This window comes from Lactobacillus kimbladii (assembly GCF_000970755.1).
GTDB classification, from domain to species: domain Bacteria; phylum Bacillota; class Bacilli; order Lactobacillales; family Lactobacillaceae; genus Lactobacillus; species Lactobacillus kimbladii.
Map to the genome: position 1 here is coordinate 216590 of NZ_KQ034007.1, position 23602 is coordinate 240191.

Genomic DNA, 23602 nt, shown 5'->3' on the forward strand with positions numbered 1-23602 from the left:
TCCTTTTTAAACTGATACACATAAGAATTAAATAACGTTTAACAAATTAGAAAGAGGTATTTGATGATTAACACGTTGCGTAAGTCAATCAGGCAGTATAAAAAACTGTCTTTGCTGTCGCCACTTTTTGTCACTGGTGAAGTTATCATTGAAATGTTAATACCATATTTGGTTGGTATTTTAATTGATAATGGCATTATGAAAGGGAACATGCCCTACATTACTAAAAGCGGTATTGTTTTGTTGGTGTTTACGGTTCTTTCACTTGTTTTAGGTTCTGGTGCCAGTTATGCCTCTGCTCATGCTGCAGCTGGGTTTGCAGCTAATTTGCGTAAAGACATGTTTTATCATGTGCAAGACTATTCTTTTGAAAATATTGACAATTTTTCTAGTGCCAGTTTGGTTACGAGAATGACGACTGACGTTAATAACGTTCAGATGTCTTATCAAATATTAATTAGAATTGCAGTCAGAGCGCCAATGATGTTATTGGTTTCAATAATCATGTCTGTTATTGTCAGCCCCCAATTATCACTGGTATTTGTAGTAATTGCCCCAGTTTTTGTCATTCTGCTTGGTATCATTATTAAAAGTGCCAGCAAGTATTTCCCTAAGATTTTTAGGGGCTATGACCGCATGAACCAAGTAGTGCGGGAAAACATTCGCGGCATCCGAGAAGTTAAAACTTATGTCCAAGAAGAAGCACAAACAGTTAAATTTAAAAAATCTGCCGGCTTTATCTACAGACTATTTGCAACTGCACAAAAAATCATGTCGCTGAACTCACTTGTGGTTATGGCAGTGTTAAATATTTCTAACTTGGCTATTTGCTGGTTTGGAGCCAAAGAAATTGTTGGTGGCAGTTTACAAACCGGTCAGCTTATCTCAATGTTTTCATATTCAAACTCTGTCTTAGGCAGTTTGAATATGTTGGCAATGATCTTTACACAACTGGTTGTTTCTGCTGCTAGTGGTCACAGAATTGCAGACGTTATTAATGAAAAACCATCAATTGAAAATCCACGCAAACCTTTAAAGCATGTAAATAATGGTGAAGTAATTTTTGATCACGTTAATTTTAAATATGATCCAGATGATAAGAACCTGGCTTTAAACAATATCAATTTAACCATTAAACCAGGTGAGACAATTGGTATTATTGGAAAAACCGGTTCATCTAAATCAACCTTAGTATCCATGATTCCACGGCTTTATGATACGGATTCAGGAGCCGTTCGGGTATCAGGACACAATGTAAAATCATATGATTTAAAAACACTGCGTGACAATGTAGCGATGGTTTTGCAAAATAATGTTCTGTTTTCAGGGACCATTAAGGAGAACCTGAAATGGGGTGACGAAAATGCCACTGATGAAGAAATTGTTGCTGCTGCAAAAATTGCACATGCAGATGATTTTATTCGTGAAATGCCTGACCAGTATGAAACTATGGTTGAACAAGGCGGGGCTAATGTTTCCGGCGGGCAAAAGCAAAGAATTACAATTGCACGGGCATTGCTCAAGAGGCCTAAGATTTTAATTTTGGATGATTCTACTTCAGCGGTTGATACACAGACTGAGCGTCAAATCCGCGAAGCACTGGTAGAAAATATGCCGGATACCACTAAAATAATTATTTCGCAGAGAATAGTGTCGATTAAGGATGCGGACAGAATAATTGTCATGGATGATGGTAAAATTCAGGATATTGGTACACATGAAGAACTGATGCAGCGCAATGACTTGTATAGTTCAATTGCCAAGTTTCAAGAAGAACAAAAGAAGTAGGTGATTAATTTGAATAAAGCAGTGGAAAAGCAAAATAACCAAATCTCTGGTAAACGTTCTACAATACTGTGGCGTCTGCTTAAATTAGTTGCCAGCACCAGTCCTTGGATGCTTATTAGTTCTACAATTGCCATAATTCTCACGGCTGCTGCAAATGTTTTAGGGTCCTTGTTTATCGAACGTTTGATAAATACTTACATTATTCCGTTAACCAAAGAGGCAAGACCAGACTTTGGTCCACTTTTGCACGCAATTGCAGTAATGTTTGGCTGTTATGCTATTGGATTCATTTCTAACTATCTTTTTGCAATGTTAATGGCAGTTTTAGCACAAAAAGTCCAATTCAGAGTGCGGATGGAAATGTTTGAGCATATGGAAAAATTGCCCATTTCTTATTTCGATGAAAATGATTATGGCGACATCATGAGCTGTTATACCAACGACATTGATACGTTGCAACAAATGATTTCTCAATCGATTCCGCAGTTTATGAACTCAGCTTTAAACCTTATTTTCGTTTTGGGTGCGATGGTGATTTTAAGCTGGCAGCTAACTATTTTTACTTTAGTAGTCTTTGCCCTTTCTATTATTGTTGTACGCTTTTTAACGATACGTTCAGCTCATTACTTTAAGCTGCAGCAAAAAGAATTGGGACAAGTTAACGGTTATAATGAAGAAATGCTTAATGGCCTTAAGGTAATTAAAGTCTTTAGCCATGAGCCAGAAGTTGAACAAGACTTTAATGCTTATAACGATTCATTGCAGGTAGCATCTGGCAAGGCTCATACTTATGCCACAATTTTATTTCCAATTATGGGTAACTTGGGCAACTTGCTTTATGTTTTAATTGCAGTTTTAGGTGGTGCGGTGGCCATCAACCATATTGCACCTCTTTCATTAGGTGTTATTGGAGCCTTTCTGCAATTATCAAAACAGTTTGCAATGCCGATAGCTCAGATTTCGCAACAGTTAAATTCTATCGTAATGGCTTTAGCCGGTGCGGAAAGAATTTTTAAATTAGAAGATCAAACAGTTGAAGTTGATGATGGTGATGTAACCATCACTAAAGACGAAGATGTAAAGGGTGCTTGGCACTGGAATGTACCGCAAAAAGATGGGTCAGTAAAGAAAGTTACTGTCAATGGTCATATTGTTTTTGATCATGTCAACTTTGGTTATTCGCCAAATAAACAAATTTTGTATGATATTTCGATTGATGCCAAACCGGGTATGAAAGTAGCGCTGGTTGGTGAAACCGGAGCGGGTAAAACCACTATTTCTAATATGATTAATCGCTTCTACGAAATTAACTCAGGTACTATAACTTATGACGGTATTCCGATTAATAGAATTAAAAAAGATGATTTAAGGCGGTCGTTATCAATAGTATTGCAGGACACACACATGTTTACCGGTACAGTTATGGATAATATCCGTTTTGGTAATGCTGAAGCAAGTGATGATGATGTGTACCAGGCAGCGCACTTATCGCATGCCGATGAATTCATTCATCATTTAGATGAAGGCTACAAAACTATTATCGATGGTAATGGCGGAGACCTGTCTCAGGGTCAAATGCAGCTTCTCAGTATTGCGCGGGCGATGATCGCTGATGAACCAGTCATGATTTTAGATGAGGCAACTTCCAGCATTGATACGCAAACTGAAAAGCTAGTGCAGGCTGGTATGGATAATCTGCTTGCAGGACGTACAAGTTTTGTTATTGCCCACCGTCTTTCAACAATTGTTAACTCGGACTTGATTTTAGTACTTGATCATGGCCATATTATTGAAGCCGGTAACCATGAGCAGCTTCTAAAGCAAAAGGGTTACTACTACGAGTTATATACTGGTAAAAAAGAAATACAGTAATTTTAATAAAATTTTCTCAGCATTACGGTGCTGGGAATTTTTTTTGCTAAAAAAGACCTGCAAGCAATAATTGCTTACAGAACGCAAGTTTGTGTTATGGTAATGTTTAAGAAATTAGCTAGGTCTAAAGCTATTAACATAGTGCTTTATATAATTTAGGACAATTTAAAAAATTGGCATAGACAAAAGGAATTAGGCAAATGAATCAAATCATCCAAATTTTAAGTGAACGCCGAGGCGATTTAGGGATTGCATTGCTGCAGCACATACAGATATCATTAATTTCACTGCTAATTGCTATGGTAATTGCAATGCCACTAGCTTTTTGGACAGTAAAACATGCCAAAGTAGCAGAATTTTTATTGCAAATTGCCAGCATATTACAAACTATTCCTTCTTTGGCACTTCTTGGTCTGCTAATACCTCTTGTCGGCATAGGAACAGTGCCTGCGGTAATTGCCTTGATAGTGTATGCTTTATTGCCTATCTTTCAGAATACCTATTTGGGATTAACAGAAATTGATCCAGCTCTGGAAGAAGCTGCAGATGCGTTCGGCATGTCGCGCATGCAAAAGCTGCTCAAAGTTGAATTACCCTTAGCTATGCCCACAATTATTTCTGGTATTAGGACAGCGCTAGTTTTAATTATCGGAACTGCTACCATGGCAGCATTAATTGGCGCAGGCGGACTAGGTAGTTTTATACTGCTAGGAATTGACCGTAATAATACGGCTTTAATAATTATTGGCGCAGTTTGTTCAGGTGCCTTGGCTATTATCTTAAGTGCCTTGATCAAGTGGTTAGAACATGCTTCAGTTAAAACCGCTTTAGGAGTTTTAGCTGTCAGTGTTCTGTTTCTGGCGGGCAGTGGTGTTTATGAAACTGTTGTTAATCAAAAAGAAACGATAACTGTTGCTGGTAAGCTAGGCTCTGAACCCGAAATTTTGATTAATATGTACAAAGAACTAATTGAGCAGGGTGATTCGCACGTTCAAGTGACCTTGAAACCTAATTTTGGTAAGACTACTTTTCTCTTTAGTGCATTAAAAAACGGTAAGATCAATATTTATCCGGAGTTTACGGGTACTATTTTAGAAACTTTTGCTAAAACTCCGGTAAAAACGACGGGTTTATCTGAAAAAGAAACTTATGATAAAGCTAAAGAATTAGTGAACAAGCAGGATAAACTTACTTTGCTTAGACCAATGGCCTACGATAATACTTATGCCTTAGCTGTTAAAGCCTCTTTTAAGCAGAAAAATCATTTAAAGAAAATCAGTGATTTAGCTAATATTCCTAATAAGCTCAAGGGTGGTATGACTTTAGAATTTATTGACCGCGGTGACGGTTTTAAGGGTATAAAAAAATTATATGGGATTGATTTTCCAGTTAAATCAATGGAGCCGGCGTTACGTTATCAAGCAATAGACCAAAATAAAGTTAACATCGTTGATGCCTATTCAACAGACAGTGAATTGCGGCAGTACCACTTAAGTATTTTAAAAGATAACAAACATAACTTTCCTATTTATCAGGGTGCTCCTTTAATGAGTAATGACTTTGCACGTCGGCATCCCCAAGTAGTACGCAGTTTAAATAAATTAGCTGGCAAGATTACTGAAAAGCAGATGCAGGAAATGAATTATGAGGTCAATGTCAAAAATATGGATCCGGGCCAAGTGGCGCATCATTATTTAGTAAAACAGCATTTACTTAAGGAGAAATAATATGGCTTCAGCAATTAAATTTGAACATGTGAAAAAAACTTTTGCCGATAAAATAGTGGTAAACGACCTTAATCTTGATATTCAACAAGGTGAACTTTTTGTCCTAGTGGGTAATTCTGGTAGTGGTAAGACAACATCAATTAAAATGATTAATCGCCTGGAAGATCCTAATGCTGGCCAAATCTTAGTTAATGAACGCCCAACTACTGCTTATGATGTGCAAAAGTTACGCTGGAAAATTGGTTATGTTTTGCAACAAATCGCTCTTTTTCCGAATATGACCGTTGCCCAAAATATTACTCTTATTCCGGAAATTCAAGGGGTAAATGGTAATCTGGAAAAACTGGCAGCACAACTGTTGCAAAAAGTGGGTCTCAATCCGCAAGAATACGCTCAGCGTTATCCCCATGAACTGTCTGGTGGTGAACAACAAAGAATTGGTATTTTAAGGGCTATTGCATCAAAGCCTCCTATCGTGTTAATGGATGAACCTTTTAGTGCGCTTGATCCACTTTCTCGAGCAAATTTACAAGAACTAGTTGTTGACTTGCATGAGCAACTGCATAATACTATTTTGTTTGTGACACATGATATGAACGAGGCACTGCATTTAGCTGACAGAATTGGTATTATGAAGGATGGCCAATTACTGCAGGTTGATCAGCCCGAAGAAATTTTACGGCATCCGGCTAATAACTTTGTCCGAGACTTTTTCAGAGGTAGCATAGGCAGCAACTTATATGAAACAACTTTGAAGCAAGCAGCTTTATTGACCAAATTTAAACAGGCTGAATCTGGCTCACTGGCGACAATGCCACTAATTAATGTCGAGGAAACAATTGCTAAATTGTTAACTCTTTTAAGTGGGCAAAATGAAGTGCTAGTGCAAAATTCCAGTGGGGACTTTTTAGGCCTAGTTGATCGTCAATGGCTGGTTACATATTTAAATAATATTAATAGTTTAAAGTAGAGACTAAGCTGGAAAAATCCGGCTTTTTTAATAAAACAATAAAGTTATGCTTGAATATTAGTAGTTTGTTACAAAATTGTCTAAAATATTAGACATAGATTCTGCTACACTATATTTAGTAGAATATAAAAATAAAACGAATATAATCAATAAGTAAAAAGAAGGGAAATTAGCCCTATGAAAATTTTAGTTGTTGACGACGATAAAGAAATCGTCGAATTGTTAAGTATTTATCTTAAAAATGAAGGGTATACCCCAGTTGTTGCCTACAGTGGCAAAGAAGCAATTACGAAATTAACTACCACGCCTGATATTGCATTAATGATTTTGGACGTCATGATGCCTAACATGAGTGGAATTGATGTTATTAAGGAAGTTCGTAAGGATTCAGACATTCCTATTATTATTGTGTCTGCCAAAACTGGTGATATGGATAAAATTCAGGGATTAATCACTGGAGCCGATGATTATGTTTCTAAGCCGTTTAATCCCCTAGAGGTAATGGCGCGGGTTCGTTCACTTTTACGTCGCAGTCAAAAGCAGGTCAAAGATGATGAACCTGACATTCTTGAGGTTGGACCGCTGATTATTAACCGTGATTCACATGAAGTGAAAACGATTGATGGCAAAGATATTCAGCTGACTGCATTGGAATTTGGTATTCTGTATCTTCTCGCCAGTCACCCTAACCGCGTGTTCTCTGCTGATGAAATTTTTGAACGGGTTTGGCAACAAGAATCGATAGTTTCTGCCAAAACCGTCATGGTGCATGTTTCCCACTTGCGCGACAAGATTCAAACAGCCACAGGCGGAGAAGATGTTATTCAAACAGTTTGGGGTGTAGGCTATAAAGTTGAGGCTTAGCTAGATGAAAAAAGAAAGAGTCAAGCTGACAGCTGCTGAAAAAAGCGAGTTGTTTGCTGAAGGCGTTATAACGGTGATCTTGCTGTTATTGTTAAACCTATCGGTGATTATTTTAATCAACTTGACAATTTTACAAAATAAAAACCTGGTTAACGGTATTTATTTTTTAAAAAGGACCATTACTTTTGCTGGTGGACGCCATTTATGGTCTTGGCAAAATACCTTTATCATTTTTATGGGTGTTGGTGATTTGATCGTGCTCTATTGGCGCTTAATTCGGCGTTATCATCAAATGCAGTTAAGGCACGTTATTTCTGAATTGCATTATATTGCCAAAGGACATTTTGATCACACAATTTCTTTTAAAGTTAAAACAGACTTGCAGAAAGTAATTGATTCGATTAACTCATTAGTGGATAGTACAGTCAACGCCATTAATGAAGAAAAGGCGATTGAAAAGTCTAAAGATGAACTAATCAGTAATGTTTCTCACGATATCAGAACGCCTTTAACTTCTATTATCGGTTATTTAGGTTTGCTTAAATCGGGGGTGTCGGATCCAGCAGATCAGCAAAAATATCTTAATATCGCATATATGAAGGCAGAACAAATGAAGTCATTGGCTCATGATCTGCTTGAGTATACAACGTTAAAATCAACCAGTACCAAACTAAACTTGTCCTCTTTACATATTTTTTCTATGTTAGAGCAGGTGGCAGCAGGTTTTGAATTTGAGGGTCAAGAAAAAGGGATAGTATTTAACATAGAAGCAAGACCCAAAGATTTAACAATTCAAGCTGATGCAGAAAAGCTGGTACGCGTATACAATAATCTCATCACTAACGCACTTAAATATGGTACAGGGGCAACACAAATTAATTTAATTGCCAATTTGGTTAACAACAATGAAGTAGAATTGCGGGTAGAAAATAATGGTACCCAAATTCCTGAAGAGTCGCTAAAAAAAATATTTGAACGGTTTTACAGAGTAGAAGGTTCTCGCAATACTAAAACAGGTGGCACAGGATTAGGTCTGTCAATTACCAAAAGCATTGTTGATCTTCATCACGGCAAGATTCGTTGTGAATCTGATAAAGATTGGACCCGTTTCATTATTTGTCTGCCTTTAAACCTAAAGAGTGAAAAAACTCCAGCATAGCTGTGGTATAATTTTGACTGAGATAATAAATAGAGGAGTATAGCATGAGTATTTCTTTAAATACCTGTATTTTAATTTTAAAAGAGCACCATCTGCTTAAATCGAGTGCTGTTCAGGACACCGTCCCATCCAAAATGGAATATGTATCATATGATTCACGTGACGTTCATACCAATACACTATTCTTTTGTAAAGGTGCTGGTTTTCGTCCTACATTTTTGTCAATGGCGAAAGCAAACGGTGCCAACTGTTATGTAGCAGAGCAACCATACCCAGAAGGCAAGGGAATGCATGCACTGATTGTGCGCAATGTTTCTAAGGCAATGGCTTTATTGTCTGCAGCATTTTTTCGCTTTCCTCAAGATGATTTATATTTAATCGCAGTTACTGGTACTAAAGGTAAAACTACGACCGCTTATTTCCTAAAAGGAATGCTAGATCAAGTCAATGGCGGTAAAACTGCACTGATTTCTTCTGTCAACACAGTTGTAGGCCAGAAAAAAGATGATACTTTTAAATCTAGTTTGACCACGCCAGAATCCCTTGACTTGTTCCGCGATATGCGAACAGCTGTAGATAACGGCATGACGCACATGGTGATGGAAGTTTCCAGTCAAGCATATAAGAAAAACAGGGTCTTTGGTTTAACTTATGACTTGGGCTTTTTCCTCAACATTACGCCTGATCATATTGGTCCTAATGAGCATCCTAATTTTGCTGATTATCTGCATTGCAAACTGCAATTATTAGTTAATGCACGCAAGTGTATTATTAACGCTCAGACTGACCACTTTGACGAAGTTTATGCTGCTGCTACGACTACTACCGATCCAGACAGTATCTACTTATTTGCTGCTGAAAAATTTACTAACCCTAACTTAAAACAGACCATTGATTTTCGTTTTGCAACTGAAGAACTTGATATGGCTCAGACTAAATTCCAGGTATTATGTGTTAGTGACAAAGCAAAGAAGCTTAAAATAGCCGGTGATTATCAGTTAAAGATGCTGGGTGACTTTAATGAATCAAACGGTACAGCTGCAGTAATTGGAGCTGGGCTTGCTGGCATGGATCATGACGATGCTGCTAAAGGTATTAGCCAAGTAACTGTTCCGGGACGGATGCAGACAGAGGTTACCAAAGAACATGGTGTAGTTGTAGTAGATTATGCGCATAATGAAGCTTCGATGATGGCACTGATGGGTTTTATGCAGCGCGAATTTAATAATCCTAAAATTATTGTGGTTGTAGGAGCGCCGGGCGATAAAGGAATTTCCCGTCGTCCTGGTTTTAGCCACAGTTTAAATGCCTATGCTGATAAAGCCTTTCTGACTACTGATGATCCGGGGTTTGAAGATCCAAAAGAAATTGCACAGGAGATAGATGCCGGCATTGATCATTCTAAAGTTGATGTGACAATAGAATTAGACCGTAAAAAGGCCATATATGATGCTATCAGTATGTCAAATAAAGGAGATATTGTTCTAATCTGTGGCAAAGGTGAGGACGGCTTTCAAAAAGTGCGCGGCGTAGATACACCTTATCCTTCTGATATTACAGTTGCACAACAAGCTATTGACGAACTTGAAGGACAAAAAGAACACTTTAGAAGTTAGAAAAGCAGGAATTAATGAAACATTTTTTTAGTATTATTGGTGGTATGGGTACTATTGCAACGGAGAGCTTTGTTCGCATGCTTAATCACCGCGTTAAAATTACTAAAGATCAGGACTATTTAAATTATATTTTGGTTAACGATGCCCAAGTTCCTGATCGCACGGCTTATATCAAAGACCATAGCAAACCTAATTTTTTCACTGCCTTGCGAGAAGATGTGCTCCAACAAGCCCAGCTAAAACCGGACTTTTTTCTAATGCCGTGTAATACAGCTCATTATTGTTATGATGATCTGGTGAAGCTCACAGACGTTCCTTTTTTACATATGATGCGCATTGCCGTGCATAAATTTATAACAGATTATCCCCAAGAGAAAAAGATTGGTTTAATCGCTACCGAAGGGTCAATTTATGATCATTTGTATGAAGATGAGATTAAAGAAGTAGGTCGCGAAGTTGAACTTGGTGGGCCTGAGATTCAACCAATGGTTACTGAGCTGATTTATTCCAACATTAAGGAAAAAGGCGTAGTTGATGGCGAACTTTATCACCGCATATTACGCACTATGCATGATCAGTATGGCTGTAATGTAATTTTACTTGGCTGTACTGAATTGTCGCTGGCTCAGGAGAAAGCGCCAGAGCATCCCTATAATGTTATCGACCCACAAGTGATCTTGGCTGATGTAGCAATTGAATTAGAACTAAAAATTCGTGCAGGAATGGATCCTAAAACAGCCATAGAGAAGTATCTGTATTAAATAAAACGTAAGGTTTAACAGATTAAAATAGACTAGTAACCAATTTGATTATTAGTCTATTTATTTTGCCAAAAAAAGTTGACAATGTTATCACTAAGTAGTAGTGTATTATAAAAGTGATACAGTTAAAAATAGGAGGGCTAAGATGCTATATCTTTTGTATATATTTATTAGCATACTGATAATTGTAACTACTAATTTAGCAGTGACAGCAATTTTGAGTATCAGAGACGCTTATCGCAATCATCTTAAAGATCATTCGTCATTTGGCACTGCCTTTAAAAAATATTTTGGTAAAAACAATAATATTCCTCTCCATTTGTCTGATTGGAAGTTTTAAGGAATAATTTTATTTAAGTTTGATCTTATCGTATATATAATTTATATAAAACAAAAAATTGCTATTGCCGATAGGGCATAACTATATTATACTAAAAACAGTTGAATACGGTTTCTTCGGGGCAGGGTGTAATTCCTTACCGACGGTGACAATTAATAATTGAAGTCCGTGACCCGCGTTTTGCGGTGGAACTAGTGCAAGTCTAGTACCGACAGTTAGAGTCTGGATGGGAGAAGAACAAACAAGATTAGACAGAAAACTCGCGTCGTTATTAAACTTCGCTGAAATCTTATTTGATGAATAAAAAATAAGCCTCGTTGATTGAATCAACGAGGTTTTTTAATGCTTAGGAAGTGAAATAGTGCAGAATAAAGATTATATGCAAATGGCAGTCCAAGAGGCTTTAAAAGCTCAGGGAATGACTTGGACCAACCCATTAGTTGGTGCAGTTTTGGTTAAAGATGATCAGGTTTTAGCAACTGGCTACCACCATCAATTTGGTAAAGAACATGCGGAAGTAAATACACTGTCGCACTTAGCCGATCCTAAACAAGCGCAAGGAGCAACTCTGTATGTTACCTTGGAGCCTTGCAGTCATTATGGTAAACAACCACCTTGTTGCAAAAAAGTAGCCGAAGCCGGAATCAAAAAAGTGGTTATCGGTCAGGTCGATCCTCATCAAATTGTAGCAGGCAAAGGCATTAAATATCTTAAAAATCATGGGGTGCAGACTGAGGTTATTGGTGGCACTGAAAATTTAAATGTTGCGTATAACTTTTTTTATCAGCAAGAAAGGCCCTTTGTAACGCTTAAATATGCAATGTCCATTGATGGCAAAATTAATGCTGCAGGCAAAAGAAGAACAATGTTGACTGGGGATGCGGCTCAAGTAGATGTACAAAAATTGCGGTTGCAAAATCAAGCTATTTTAATTGGCGCAAATACTTTACGCATCGATAATCCGCTTTTAACGGTCAGAATAAAAAACTTACCACATCCTCCTATTAGGATTGTGTTAACTAAGGATGCCAATCAGCTGGATTTTACTAGTCAATTATTTAAAGCTCGGGGTCAAATTTGGCTACTGAGTGAAACTAAATTAACACAAAAAGTTGGAGAAAATGTATGCTGTTATACTGCTAGCAAGTGGACACCAGCAAAAGTAGTACAGCTGCTGGCTGAACACGAAATTCAATCGCTGTTAGTTGAGGGCGGCAGCAATATACAAGCTCAGTTTGTAGCAGCAGATTTAGTAGATGAAATAGTGGCATATGTTGCACCTATCGTTTTGGGTGGTACAGCACTGCCTGCTGTGTTCGGCCAGGCTTTAACAGGAATAAGTCACTACCAATTACTGGATGTTAAAAGTTTAAACCAAGACGTAAGAATTCGCGTGAGGAGAAAAGAATGTTTACAGGAATAATTCAAACAACGGGAACGATTACCCGTTTGGAAATTAGTGAGCAACATGCAAGACTAGGTATTTGTGCTCCAAAATTGTTGCAAAAAGATTTGCCTTTAGGAGCAAGTATTGCCGTTAACGGCATCTGTTTAACCATTACTGACTGGCGCGAGGATGACTTTGCAGTAGACGTGATGCCGGAAACAATGAAAAGAACTAATCTAGGCAAGTTGCAAAAAGGTAGTTTGGTTAATTTGGAGCCGTCACTGGCGTTAAACGGCAAACTTGATGGTCATATTGTTGCAGGACACATTGATACTACAGCTGAACTGGTAAAAAGGGATGAAAACGAAAATTCTATTGAATTGGAATTTCAAGTACCACATAAGTATGATTCCTTTATTGTTGAAAAAGGATCAATCGCTATTGATGGTATCAGTTTAACGGTCACTATGGCAGAAAATGATCATTTCGGGGTAAGTTTAATACCTTATACCATACAAAATACTACTTTGGCTCATTACCAAGTAGGCGATAAAGCAAATATTGAAGTGGATATGATTGGCCGCTATGCAGTCAAGCAAATTCAGGCCTGGAAAAAAGAATTTTGATGGAGGAAAAAATGACAGAAAAATTGAATGAAAAAATGCATAAAGTATTGCAGCACATGCTAAATGGTGGTTTGGTAATTGTGGCTGATTCACCGCAACGTGAGTCTGAAGGGGATATGATTGGCTTAGCAGAAAAAGTTACGCCACAAGCTGTTAACATGATGATCACTAAAGCTCGTGGATTATTATGCGTGCCGATGAGCAAAGCTTATGCCGACCGCTTGCAGTTAAAACCAATTGAAACGGGTTCGAACGATACTTTTGGCACGGCTTTTACTCTTAGTGTGGACTCGACTGAAACTACAACAGGAATTTCAGCTTTTGATCGGGCAAAGACTATTAAAAAATTGGCTGATCCTAATAGTCAATGGGCGGATTTTTACCATCCCGGTCATGTTTTTCCACTAGTAGCTAAAGAAGGTGGCGTATTGGAACGTACTGGTCACACTGAAGCAGCCCTGGACTTGGCCAGATTGGCTGGAGTTGCTCCTGTTGGCTTTATTTGTGAGTGTATTAAAAAAGACGGAACGATGGCTCGGCGAAAGGATCTAAAAGCTTTAGCGGAAGGACTTGGCATTCCTTATTTGACCATTGAAGAGTTAATTGCATACCGTAAAAATCAGGAAAATAAAGATTTGGGGATTGAATCATTTACAAAGGTTGATTTTCCTACCAAGTACGGTCACTTCCAGCTTGAAGGTTTCAGAGATACAAAGCACCCTGAAAAGCAGCCTACTTTATTAATTAGTAAAGGTGAAATTAAAAATGGCGAGCCACTTTTACTGCGGCTTCATAGTGAATGTCTAACTGGGGATGTTTTTGGTTCTAAACGCTGTGATTGCGGCGCTCAACTAGCTGAAGCATTAACTAAAATTGAAGAAAATGGTTCAGGAGCGGTTTTATACCTGCGTCAAGAAGGTCGGGGAATTGGCCTGGAAAACAAATTGCGCGCTTATAAACTGCAAGATGAAGGCATGAATACGGTAGAAGCAAATCAGCATCTTGGTCTGCCAGTTGATGCTCGTAGCTACAATGTCGCTGCCGAAATCTTACGACAAAAGGGTGTTAGCGAAGTTAATTTGATGACCAATAACCCTGATAAAGTGAATCAATTAGAAAATTATGGTATTAAAGTTGTCAAAAGAATACCTGTTGAAGTAGGCATGACTGCAGAAAATAAGAATTACTTGGCAACTAAAAAGCATGAAATGAATCATATATTGAATGAGGTGGATTAACATGAAAGAAATTATTGGGAATATTGCTAAAGGACAAGATAAAAAAATTGGTATTGTTGTTGCTCAGTTTAATGGTGTGGTAACCGATCGCCTGCTTTCAGGAGCGTTAGGACAACTTAAGAAATCTGGTGTGAAAGATGAAAACATTGTGGTTGTACGGGTACCCGGAGCCTTCGAAATTGCCCGTACAGTCAACTGCTTGGCACAAAGTGGCAAAGTTGATGGTATCATTGCATTAGGAGCAGTTATTCGGGGTGAAACAGCTCACTTTACCTATGTTTGTGAAGGCACCACGTCGCAGTTAGCAGCAGCGTCAGCTAACGGAAATGTGCCAGTGATGTTCGGCGTGTTAATGACTGATACAGTTGCACAAGCAACTGACCGTGCTGGCGGCAAGTCAGGCAATAAAGGAGCTGAGTGTGCCACAGATGTCTTAGAAGTCTTAAATATAGAAGAACAGATTAAACAATTATAATTTAATTAAGTGCATCATTGCTATTGGGCGCCACTAATAACGAAAAAACAAGTCATCTTTGAAAATAAGGATGGCTTGTTTTTTACATTGCTTGTTACCTAGTTATAAAAATTTATTTCTGTAATTTTATTTAATTGACAATAAGGCTGCTAAAACTACTGATATTAATACGCTGATTTTTATTAAAAATATGCTTGATTTGTTATTAAATAATATATATACTTAGTTAATAATAACAAATGTAATATTAAAATACTGTGAATCTACAAATCAGTCTTTTGGAGGTAAAGATGAATAAAATATCAGAGCACAATAAAAAAGCTGAAGTACTTCTTTTTAGCAGTTTAACTGCAGCTGCACTTGGCTTGGTCAGTATAAACACCAATTCTGTTAGGGCGGACAGCCTGTCTGCCAGTCAGCTAATAACTCAAAATAATACAATTAAAAGGGGAGAGAAAAAAGAAAATTCAAATCTACAAGAAACTAATTCGGCAAATCAAACAGAAATAAAGCAAAATGATGGTCAGAATACAGATGAATCGCATGATGATAAACAAAAACCGACAGACACAAAAGGCCAGGAACCATCATCTGATAACTCCAACAATGATTCTAATACCAAATCAATTATTCAAAAAAAATGGAATGATCTTGATGTGGAGTTTGATACTACTAGTAAGGAGCTAACTGTACATGGAAGTTCCGCAGATCATCCGGTTACTTTAACAAATCCAAAGCCTTTAAAAGGAATTGTTGATGATGAAATTAAAAAGATAACTTTTAAAGGTAAAGTTCAAATTGCCGGTTCTGCAAAAGCACTGTTTAATGGCCTTAGTGAACTAACAGATATTGCCGGAATGGCTAATTTTGATACAGCTAATACTACTGATATGTCGAATATGTTTTCTGACTGCAGTAGTTTGAAGGTACTGGATATCAGCAACTTTGATATGAGTAAAGTCTCCAATAATGATTCTATGTTAGCAGGGTTGAAAAACTTGCTGGTTTTGAAATTGGGCCCCAATGTTAAAAATCTCAAAGGAACTGGACTTGATACAGAAGGCACTTGGTTAAGCGTTGGCAAAGGTACAATTGATCAGCCTGAAGCAACAGATAAATGGTCATCCACAGAACTGATAAATAATTGGAATGGTAAAAAGGAAGCCTATGCTCGCGAAATTGCAATTTTGGTTTCTTATCAAGATGAAGAAGGCAAAGATCTTTTGCCTGCTGAATCCATAACGGGTACATACGGAAAATCATATGAAGCTAAGGCAAAGGATATTCCAGGATATTTTTTATTTAAAACGCCGGAAAATGCTTCAGGCATTTTCGGAGACAATACGCAAGCAATCAATTTTGTCTACCGTAAATACCAGCTAGACAATCAGCCGGTTAAAGGTGCCACTGTTACGGTTCACTATCAAGATGAAAAGGGTAATGAATTAACTCCACCGGTAGTAATTAGTGGTAATTTGGGTGATGGTTACGTAACTGAAACTAAAGAAATTACGGGTTACACTTTAGATGACAGAACTGATAATGCGACAGGCTTTTTTGCCAGTCAACCCCAAGACGTGATTTATATTTATACAAAAGATAAATCGGATGTAACCAAACCTGAAGAAAATCCAACTAACACCAATCATAAAAAGAAAGGCCACCAAGAGGTCGCTAAACAAAAGAAAAGAAAGAATAAAACAGGTAAAAAGCAGCATAAAAGAATAAGTTTAACTGCAAAAGACAATTATGGACATAAAACAACAACTTTCAAGCCAAAAGGTGTAAAAGAAAAAGCTAAAACTTTGGCACAGACAGGTTTAGATAAAATGTCTCAGTTAGGCACTCTTCTTTTAGGCGCTTTAGCAATAATTTTGAGTCTTTTTGGTGTAAAGCTAGAACACCAAAAGAAAGAATAAAAGCCTGTTAATTTAAAAAGTTAACTTAAATCAACCATTTTTATTGTAAAGACAGGTTGATTTTTTTTGCTGCATTTTTAATTAATCTCTTCTAAGCGGTATCGTTGCACGTCGATGCCAAGAAAGCTGAAAACAAGTAATAACGCAATTCCAGTGGTAAGCAAAGTAAGAGCTGGCTGGTGGCAAGCATTGGCGATCGCAGATACTCCGACAGTAAAAAAGATATTCAATAGAGCACTCCCCAACTGCAAGAAACTTGTTTGCGAAGACTGCACCTCTTTACCGGTTCTTTTAATTCTGGTTTTATTGCACCAATTAGCGATTGGTAAAGTTTCGCCATATATCAGTACAGTAATAACGCTCAGAGTAACGATTGTTTGATTTAAAAAGAAAACTCCTAAAGCCAGCGTGGTAATAAATACTAAAGTACTGAGCAGCCAAAATGTATTATCAAAGCGAATAAGAATAGCACCTAAGAAAAGACCACTGACTACGGCAACTAGTAGCCAGTAAACTTGACTGTAATTAGGATCAATTGCCTTCCAGAAATAGATCAGCAACCCGTTAAATACTGATTGGAGAGCACTGGTAAAGATGGCAATAATAATTGAGGCGCGTAAGCCTTTGCTAGCAGTTATGTTGTGCCAAACTGTCACGAGGTGATTTAAGGTTTTAAAACTATTTTGGTTTTTAGTAAAGTGATTTTGGCGTAAAGCAATAGAGAGAAATATATTTATAAAAAAACCGCAGCTTGCTACCAAGAGAAAAGACAAATAGTTGCGGGTAGTAAAAATTAAAACTGCCATCGCTGCCACACTGGCAATATTACCAATAAGTCCGGCAATGGAATTATGGTTAATAGTTGGCTCCAGTGCATTATCAGTCAGAAGTGACTTTAAATTCCCAGTGAAAGATAATCCTTCTACTAAGCTAAACATTGTTATACAAAGGTCAACCAGAATGTATAAGGGCACAAAGTATTTTTGCGGGAAAGTAAAAGGGATTAATAAAAATAAACTCAGTAAAATATACATCCAGATAAGCATGCGTCTCTTGTCAGTGTTATCAAGCTTGGAACCGATAAATAAAACACTCAAAATAAGTGCTAATGAACTGATACTTGAGATCAAGCCGTTAATAAGGATATTATCCGAATATTCACGGATAATTAGTGAACCGCCAATTCCAACCAAGATGCTGCTAAAATTCGTCAAAAAATTGATTAGTGGTAATAATATTTGGTTACGGCTGAGAAAGTTATTATTGTCCAATTTTGCCACGCTTTCGTTTAGTGTAATGAGAAGCGTAACATATAGGAACTTAGCTGACAGCAAAAGTAACATAAAAGGCCGTTTCTTTTACTTGAAACAGCCTTTTTCAATATGCAAAATCTTAGATCTTAATTAAGTTCCTTAACGATTATTTTTATAAATTACGCTACAAATCCATAAAATACGTAGTGTTGTCCAAATTTTTAGAGTATTATATAAATATTAAGAAAAAGTGATAGTAATAGTTGTGATAAGGATAATGTATGGTTACAATTATTGGATTGCGTGGCGTACCCATAATTTTTAAAGTTTGTGATTTGCCCTAAATATTAATTGAAACAGTCAAAAAGGAACATTTTCAAATTGCTGGTGGTGATATTATTTGTGTAGCTTCTAAGATTTGCTCGCTAGCAGAAGGCGATGTTGTAGATCTAAAACAAGTTGTGCCGACATCTTTGGCACGAAAAATTCAGCAGCGAATTTCCAGAAAAGATGAGCGTTTAATTCAAGTAATTATCTACCAAGCCAGCGATCCTACTGGTAGCAAGCTGGAAATAAGTGGAAATCATATTGGTGCATGGCTGCCAAATGGATTGTTTTTAACTAGTTGCGGTGTTGACAAGGGTAAAAATAATACGGCGATAACTTTGCCCAAGAATTGTGATTTAACAGCTAAACGCATCAGCAATGCTTTTTGCCAAGAGTTAGTGGTAAAAACGAGTATGATTATTACTGACAGTGACGGTAGGGCAGATAAAAAAGGTGCTAATCAGGTAGCAGTTGGCTTATATGGTTTAAATGGTCTGAGAACAAATAACAAAACTGGTACTAGCGAAACACTTTGTGATTTGCTGGCAGCTGCTGCGGGTTTAGTAATGGGACAACGTGGTATTAATATACCATTAGCCTGCATTCACGGTCTTGAATATGAAAAAGCTACTGATTTTAGCATTGCAGATACCGTAAATTAAAATTTAACCTGTACGAATCATTTTTAGAATGGAGCAAGTTTTTTGAAAAGATACAGAAATAACACGAACCTGAATGAAACAACACGTAGTGTATTTGAATTAATGGGTGAATTTGGTGTAAATCCAGATTTTTTAGAAAGACAACTTCGTGATGGCTTTGCAATTGGGGTATTTAAATACGAAGGTGGAAAAGCGGAAGTTAAAACTACTCCAGTTCTTTATACTAAAGATGATAAAATTGCTGGCGGTTATTTACCATTAACTAATAGTATCAAACATTGTATATATGGCTTTTTAGAAGATGGCACGTTTGTCAGATTAAATACTTTTTCAAGTTCAAATCATAGGCTTCATATTTCGGGATTAAGTGCAATAAAATATGTTTCTTATGAAACTGATTTTTCCAGATTACCTTTTAATAAAGAACAAAAGCCAGATGAGTTGTGGATAACAATAAGTTCTTTGAGTGAAATTGCCAGTTATATTATTCCCCAAAATTTAGAAAGTACAGAAATTTTAAGAAAGCAAGACGTTAGAATATGCGAGTTAACTGATTTTGATATCTTTTTAAAACCTCTTTATTTTAAAAATAATTCACGAATGTCTTTAAGTATTAAAACAAATATTGCGTTGAAAATAAAACCTCATAAACTTTATAGTGAAAAAACTATTTTAAATTTTGTAAATAAGTTCGAAAGATTTATTTCAATTATTAATGATAGCCGAATGGACATAACTTCAATTAGATTTTTTAAAGATAATAAATGTATTAAGTTACGTCTTCCATATTCTGAAGTAATGAAAGAGAATAGTTCTAAAGACTTTTCAAGTTTTATTTACAAACCAGGACTTGCTTTCAAGTTTTATACAAATGAACTTGGAAATGTATTCAAGGCAGTAAATAAAGATGATATAAATTTTAATAACTTGATTAATAATTATATTTATAATATAAATCGTGAGCTTAATATCAACAGCTCGTTGCTTGACTATGTAAATTCAATCGAATTTTATATGGCAGGAAAAAAGTTTAAAAATGGTAAAAGAATAAAGTCTTTAAATAAAAAAATTAGTTTTTTCATAGAAAGTTTGCCAGAAAAACTGTACCACTTATTTTTTGAAGAAGCTAAGAGTAAAGAAAATCCGACTGAGTCTATGTTCATAAATTCGGTTGTAGATACTAGGGATTATTTAACCCATGGCGAAAAGACTAAAAGCGAATTTTTAATCACTGATTTTCAAAAGCAAGTTGACTATGTTGAATTTCTCAGAAATATTATACGAGTAAAAATTTTGTATGAGTACAATATACCTGAAGATATTATTTATCAAGAATATAGCAACAAATGGGGAAATAGATATTTTTGCAGCTTAATCAAGAGATACTTATAAAGATAGCTTGAATTAAGAATAGGAGAAAGAGTAAATGAAAATTATTTGTTATGGTGTAATTAAAATGGAAGAAAAAATTATTGAAAACTGGGCTCAAAAAAACCAAGTTGAAATAAAAATCGTCCACGATGACTTGTCTGCAGATAATGCTGGTTTAGCTCAAGGTTTTGACGGAGTGAGTTCTGAAGGCAATCTTCCAGTCGGAGCCAGTGTCTACGAAAAATTTAAGCGATATGGCATTAAGCAATTATCCGTACGGCAGGTTGGAGTTGATAATCAAGATTTAGCAGCCGCAAAAAAGAATGGTATTAAAATTACAAACGTTGCAGCTTATTCACCAAGGGCTATTGCCGAACTCGGTGTAACCGATGCAATGTACTTACTGCGTAAAATTGGGATTTATCAAGACAGAATGGATCATGGTGATTTTACTTATGATAAAAGTACAATTAGTACTGAAATTTTTAATTGCACTGTCGGTATAGTTGGCGCCGGTCACATTGGTGGCGCCAGTGCACACTTATACAGCGCACTAGGGGCTAAAGTTTTGGCTTATGACCCTGTTTATGACGCGTCTCTAGAACCGTACCTCACTTATACTGACTTTGACACGATTCTTGCTAAATCCGATATTATTTCTTTACATACACCATTACTAGCAAGCACCGAAAACATGATTGACAAAACTGCTTTTGATAAAATGAAGAAAAAGCCCATTCTGATTAACGTAGCTCGTGGGGGCTTAGTTGACACACAAGCTTTAATTGCGGCCCTTAAAAATGGGCAAATTTCTGCTGCAGCCTTGGATACTTTAGCCGATGAAACAGATTTTTATGATAAAAAGAATATGCTGAACTCATTGCCGGAAGATTATAAAGAACTAAAAGCAATGCCGCAGGTATTAATCACGCCACACATTGCCTTTTTCACTAAACTAGCCGTTAAAAACAGTATTGAGATTGCTTTAAATGATGCTAAAACAATTATTTCAGGTGGAGAAGTGAATAGCGTAGTTAACTTGTAGGGAAGAAAATAAAAGTTGTTTAGTTTTAAATATCATTTAAGTATACAAGGATAGATTTTTAGAGACATTCACTTTTAAAAATTATTTGCAGAGTAACTAACTTATAAATAAAAGTAAAAATCTAACAGACATTTCTAAACTGAAGGAATGTCTGTTTTTTACTTCCACTCTTTCTGAAGCTGCCATTTTTGTAAGCGCTATTAAAGTTGTCCGTTATTATGGACATAAGTTGGAATTTCCAAGGTGCAAAAGTTAATAAGATAATAATTGAATCTCTAAAAATCAAGAATTGGGGGTGACTATGGAAAATTCAGATAGGATTCATGAATTAATCGGTTTTCTTTTAAATAGCAATGGATACGTAACCGCTAAAGAAATAGCACAAATTCTATTTGTTTCTGAAAAAACTGTTTACAGATTAATTGCTTGTATAAATAAGAGTACAGGTTCTTCTGTGATTATGTCTCAAAGGGGAAGAGGCTTTAAGCTTAACTATAAATTTTATATTCAACCATCTGGGCACCAGAAATTAGGTGAAGATTCACTGGTAAATATTTCTCCGGTTGAAAGGAGAAACAGAATTATGAAAAAACTTTTGCTAAATTCTCCGCAACCGTTAGAGGAAAGTGAGGTATTTGCTCAGTATTACGTAAGTTCGAATGTCCGTCATAATGACAAGCAAATAATTAAAAAAAATCTTAGCAGGTATCAAATTAAATTGATTTCTAAGAATAATTTTCTAAAAGTTTGCGGGCCAGAAGAAAATATCAGAATTGCTTTAAAAAAACTGATTAATGACCAGGAAATAATAGACCTAAAGCAATTACCATTAAACTCTGACTTTAGTGAAAAATATGATGTCCGCTTTGTTGTGAAAGAGATTGACAAAATTAATTACCTGTTACAAATGACACTGCCTTATCCATATAATGTTAATTTATTTTCACACTTGTATATTTTGATTTGTCGCTTAAGAAAAAATGGTACAAAGTATTTGGTCAAAGAAAAGCAAAAACTAAGTCCAAGTCAACATCAATCAGAAATATATCGTATTAGTAAACAGGTAATTAAAGATATTAGTAACTATTTGAGTATTAAAGTACCAGATGTTGAAGTAGATTATATATTTCAATATTTAACTTCCTCAAGGTTTGTAAGTAGCGATTTGAATATTGCTACATCTAGTCTAGTCATAAAAATAACTAAAGAACTAATTGCAAAAGTTTCAAAAGACTATAACTATGATTTTACTTTTATTCAGGAAAGATTAGAAAAACATGTTCAACCACTTGTTAACAGATTAAAAAATCATATTCATGTTAATAATAATTTGTTAGAACAAATTAAAATGGAGTATCACGATTTATATCATATTATTTTTACAGATGCTAAAAAAATATTTTTTAAGTATAACTTGAAAGGCATCGATGACAATGAAGTAGGGTATATCACTCTTTATTTTGCTCAGGCTCTTGAGGAAAAATCTTACAAATTAAAAGTGGTGATTATGTGTGCTACTGGAATAGGAACTTCTGAACTGCTAAAAATTAAGGTAAAAAAAGCTTTTCCTAATATAGATATAGTTGGGATTACATCTAATAATGATGATAAATTTAATTATCAAGACGTTGATTTATTAATATCCACTGTACAAGTTTCTGAAAAAATTAAAATTCCGCGTATAGTTGTTAGTGCCTTGTTTACTAAAAAAGATCAAAAAATTGTTCAAGAGAAAATTGATGAGATTGTAAGGAAAAAACGTTTTGAATATTAAAGAAAAATATTTATCAGTACAGTTAAAAGACAGTGAAGACCTGTACCATTTCATTACCCGCTTTGTAAACAATATAGAGTCCGGTCTAAGCAAAAAAGAAATATTAAAGGATATTAGAAATAGAGACGAAATGGGAGAAGGACTTATTTCTTCAAATGGACTGATTATTCATATAATCGATACCAAAATAAGTCAAAACAGAATTCTATACTTGTCTCTTGAGGAAAAAATTGAATATTTTTCAAAACAGGAAAAGCGTATGTTTTATATAAATACGGTCATTGTTTTGATAATTAATCCTAATTTTTCACTTACTGGTTCAAATCATTTGAAAAAATTTTTAAACGATAAACATTTAATTTGAGTTTTTAAAACACTTTTAATAAAGATTTTTAGGGATTCCAGATCAAAAGTATTGGAGGAATAAC

Annotated in this window: 20 protein-coding genes and 1 riboswitch; of the genes, 19 read left to right on the forward strand and 1 reads right to left on the reverse strand. The window is 35.9% G+C overall.

What is annotated here, in order from left to right; all coding sequences use genetic code 11:
- The first annotated feature begins 63 nt into the window (after window positions 1-63).
- From JF75_RS01515 to JF75_RS01580, 14 genes are all read left to right on the forward strand, one after another.
- Window positions 64-1788, forward strand: a complete 1725-nt coding sequence (locus JF75_RS01515) for an ABC transporter ATP-binding protein (RefSeq protein ID WP_046331563.1) — start codon at window positions 64-66, stop codon at window positions 1786-1788.
- A complete protein-coding gene (locus JF75_RS01520; RefSeq protein WP_141639304.1) occupies window positions 1789-3660 on the forward strand; it encodes an ABC transporter ATP-binding protein in 1872 nt (623 codons plus the stop codon).
- Between the two features lie 200 nt (window positions 3661-3860).
- A complete protein-coding gene (locus tag JF75_RS01525; RefSeq protein ID WP_046331564.1) occupies window positions 3861-5387 on the forward strand; it encodes an ABC transporter permease/substrate-binding protein in 1527 nt (508 codons plus the stop codon).
- A 1-nt stretch (window position 5388) separates the two neighbouring features.
- The gene (locus JF75_RS01530; RefSeq protein WP_046331565.1) at window positions 5389-6357 is read left to right on the forward strand and encodes an ABC transporter ATP-binding protein; all 969 of its coding nucleotides are present in this window, start codon (window positions 5389-5391) and stop codon (window positions 6355-6357) included.
- A gap of 177 nt (window positions 6358-6534) precedes the next feature.
- Window positions 6535-7221: a response regulator transcription factor CroR gene (gene croR / locus JF75_RS01535; RefSeq protein WP_034978891.1), complete on the forward strand. Its 687-nt coding sequence runs from the start codon at window positions 6535-6537 to the stop codon at window positions 7219-7221.
- A gap of 4 nt (window positions 7222-7225) precedes the next feature.
- A complete protein-coding gene (locus tag JF75_RS01540) occupies window positions 7226-8380 on the forward strand; it encodes a sensor histidine kinase (protein WP_046331566.1) in 1155 nt (384 codons plus the stop codon).
- A gap of 44 nt (window positions 8381-8424) precedes the next feature.
- Window positions 8425-9996 carry a UDP-N-acetylmuramoyl-L-alanyl-D-glutamate--2,6-diaminopimelate ligase gene (locus JF75_RS01545; RefSeq protein WP_046331567.1) on the forward strand — a complete coding sequence of 524 codons (1572 nt, stop codon included), beginning with the start codon at window positions 8425-8427 and terminating at the stop codon, window positions 9994-9996.
- Between the two features lie 14 nt (window positions 9997-10010).
- Entirely contained in the window at window positions 10011-10757 is a 747-nt protein-coding gene (locus JF75_RS01550; protein ID WP_046331568.1) for an aspartate/glutamate racemase family protein, read from the forward strand.
- Between the two features lie 145 nt (window positions 10758-10902).
- The gene (locus tag JF75_RS01555) at window positions 10903-11097 is read left to right on the forward strand and encodes a hypothetical protein (RefSeq protein ID WP_046331569.1); all 195 of its coding nucleotides are present in this window, start codon (window positions 10903-10905) and stop codon (window positions 11095-11097) included.
- A 108-nt stretch (window positions 11098-11205) separates the two neighbouring features.
- Window positions 11206-11339: riboswitch (FMN riboswitch) on the forward strand.
- Between the two features lie 119 nt (window positions 11340-11458).
- Complete coding sequence (gene ribD, locus JF75_RS01560; RefSeq protein WP_245190700.1) at window positions 11459-12520, forward strand: bifunctional diaminohydroxyphosphoribosylaminopyrimidine deaminase/5-amino-6-(5-phosphoribosylamino)uracil reductase RibD; 1062 nt, start codon at window positions 11459-11461, stop codon at window positions 12518-12520.
- Window positions 12505-13110 carry a riboflavin synthase gene (locus JF75_RS01565; RefSeq protein WP_046331570.1) on the forward strand — a complete coding sequence of 202 codons (606 nt, stop codon included), beginning with the start codon at window positions 12505-12507 and terminating at the stop codon, window positions 13108-13110. Before ribD ends, JF75_RS01565 begins: the two co-directional genes overlap by 16 nt.
- Window positions 13111-13121: 11 nt before the next feature.
- Window positions 13122-14348, forward strand: a complete 1227-nt coding sequence (locus JF75_RS01570; protein ID WP_046331571.1) for a bifunctional 3,4-dihydroxy-2-butanone-4-phosphate synthase/GTP cyclohydrolase II — start codon at window positions 13122-13124, stop codon at window positions 14346-14348.
- Window position 14349: 1 nt separating this feature from the next.
- Complete coding sequence (gene ribH / locus JF75_RS01575; RefSeq protein ID WP_046331572.1) at window positions 14350-14823, forward strand: 6,7-dimethyl-8-ribityllumazine synthase; 474 nt, start codon at window positions 14350-14352, stop codon at window positions 14821-14823.
- A gap of 290 nt (window positions 14824-15113) precedes the next feature.
- On the forward strand, window positions 15114-16742 hold the full coding sequence (locus tag JF75_RS01580) for a MucBP domain-containing protein (protein WP_046331573.1): 1629 nt from the start codon (window positions 15114-15116) through the stop codon (window positions 16740-16742).
- 77 nt (window positions 16743-16819) lie between these two features.
- On the opposite strand, the gene JF75_RS01585 is transcribed toward JF75_RS01580, so the two are convergent.
- Window positions 16820-18085, reverse strand: coding sequence for an MFS transporter (locus JF75_RS01585; protein WP_046331574.1), 1266 nt, complete (start codon window positions 18083-18085; stop codon window positions 16820-16822).
- 260 nt (window positions 18086-18345) lie between these two features.
- Here JF75_RS01585 and JF75_RS01590 point away from each other — a divergent pair, with 260 nt between their 5' ends.
- The 5 genes from JF75_RS01590 to JF75_RS01610 all read left to right on the forward strand — a co-directional run bounded on the left by JF75_RS01590 (window position 18346) and on the right by JF75_RS01610 (window position 23538).
- A complete protein-coding gene (locus JF75_RS01590; RefSeq protein WP_280682948.1) occupies window positions 18346-18984 on the forward strand; it encodes a coenzyme F420-0:L-glutamate ligase in 639 nt (212 codons plus the stop codon).
- A gap of 42 nt (window positions 18985-19026) precedes the next feature.
- Entirely contained in the window at window positions 19027-20376 is a 1350-nt protein-coding gene (locus JF75_RS01595) for a HEPN domain-containing protein (protein ID WP_046331575.1), read from the forward strand.
- A 34-nt stretch (window positions 20377-20410) separates the two neighbouring features.
- On the forward strand, window positions 20411-21400 hold the full coding sequence (locus tag JF75_RS01600; RefSeq protein WP_046331576.1) for a D-2-hydroxyacid dehydrogenase: 990 nt from the start codon (window positions 20411-20413) through the stop codon (window positions 21398-21400).
- Window positions 21401-21701: 301 nt separating this feature from the next.
- Complete coding sequence (locus tag JF75_RS01605) at window positions 21702-23174, forward strand: BglG family transcription antiterminator (RefSeq protein ID WP_052726850.1); 1473 nt, start codon at window positions 21702-21704, stop codon at window positions 23172-23174.
- Window positions 23164-23538 carry a PTS sugar transporter subunit IIA gene (locus JF75_RS01610; RefSeq protein ID WP_046331578.1) on the forward strand — a complete coding sequence of 125 codons (375 nt, stop codon included), beginning with the start codon at window positions 23164-23166 and terminating at the stop codon, window positions 23536-23538. Before JF75_RS01605 ends, JF75_RS01610 begins: the two co-directional genes overlap by 11 nt.
- The last annotated feature ends 64 nt before the right edge of the window (window positions 23539-23602 follow it).

Coding starts and splice junctions, on each gene's coding strand:
- JF75_RS01515 (WP_046331563.1), top strand. CDS start 64: ATGATTAACACGTTGCGTAAGTCAATCAGGCAGTATAAAAAACTGTCT.
- JF75_RS01525 (WP_046331564.1), top strand. CDS start 3,861: ATGAATCAAATCATCCAAATTTTAAGTGAACGCCGAGGCGATTTAGGG.
- JF75_RS01530 (WP_046331565.1), top strand. CDS start 5,389: ATGGCTTCAGCAATTAAATTTGAACATGTGAAAAAAACTTTTGCCGAT.
- croR (WP_034978891.1), top strand. CDS start 6,535: ATGAAAATTTTAGTTGTTGACGACGATAAAGAAATCGTCGAATTGTTA.
- JF75_RS01540 (WP_046331566.1), top strand. CDS start 7,226: ATGAAAAAAGAAAGAGTCAAGCTGACAGCTGCTGAAAAAAGCGAGTTG.
- JF75_RS01545 (WP_046331567.1), top strand. CDS start 8,425: ATGAGTATTTCTTTAAATACCTGTATTTTAATTTTAAAAGAGCACCAT.
- JF75_RS01550 (WP_046331568.1), top strand. CDS start 10,011: ATGAAACATTTTTTTAGTATTATTGGTGGTATGGGTACTATTGCAACG.
- JF75_RS01555 (WP_046331569.1), top strand. CDS start 10,903: ATGCTATATCTTTTGTATATATTTATTAGCATACTGATAATTGTAACT.
- JF75_RS01565 (WP_046331570.1), top strand. CDS start 12,505: ATGTTTACAGGAATAATTCAAACAACGGGAACGATTACCCGTTTGGAA.
- JF75_RS01570 (WP_046331571.1), top strand. CDS start 13,122: ATGACAGAAAAATTGAATGAAAAAATGCATAAAGTATTGCAGCACATG.
- ribH (WP_046331572.1), top strand. CDS start 14,350: ATGAAAGAAATTATTGGGAATATTGCTAAAGGACAAGATAAAAAAATT.
- JF75_RS01580 (WP_046331573.1), top strand. CDS start 15,114: ATGAATAAAATATCAGAGCACAATAAAAAAGCTGAAGTACTTCTTTTT.
- JF75_RS01585 (WP_046331574.1), bottom strand. CDS start 18,085: ATGTTACTTTTGCTGTCAGCTAAGTTCCTATATGTTACGCTTCTCATT.
- JF75_RS01600 (WP_046331576.1), top strand. CDS start 20,411: ATGAAAATTATTTGTTATGGTGTAATTAAAATGGAAGAAAAAATTATT.
- JF75_RS01605 (WP_052726850.1), top strand. CDS start 21,702: ATGGAAAATTCAGATAGGATTCATGAATTAATCGGTTTTCTTTTAAAT.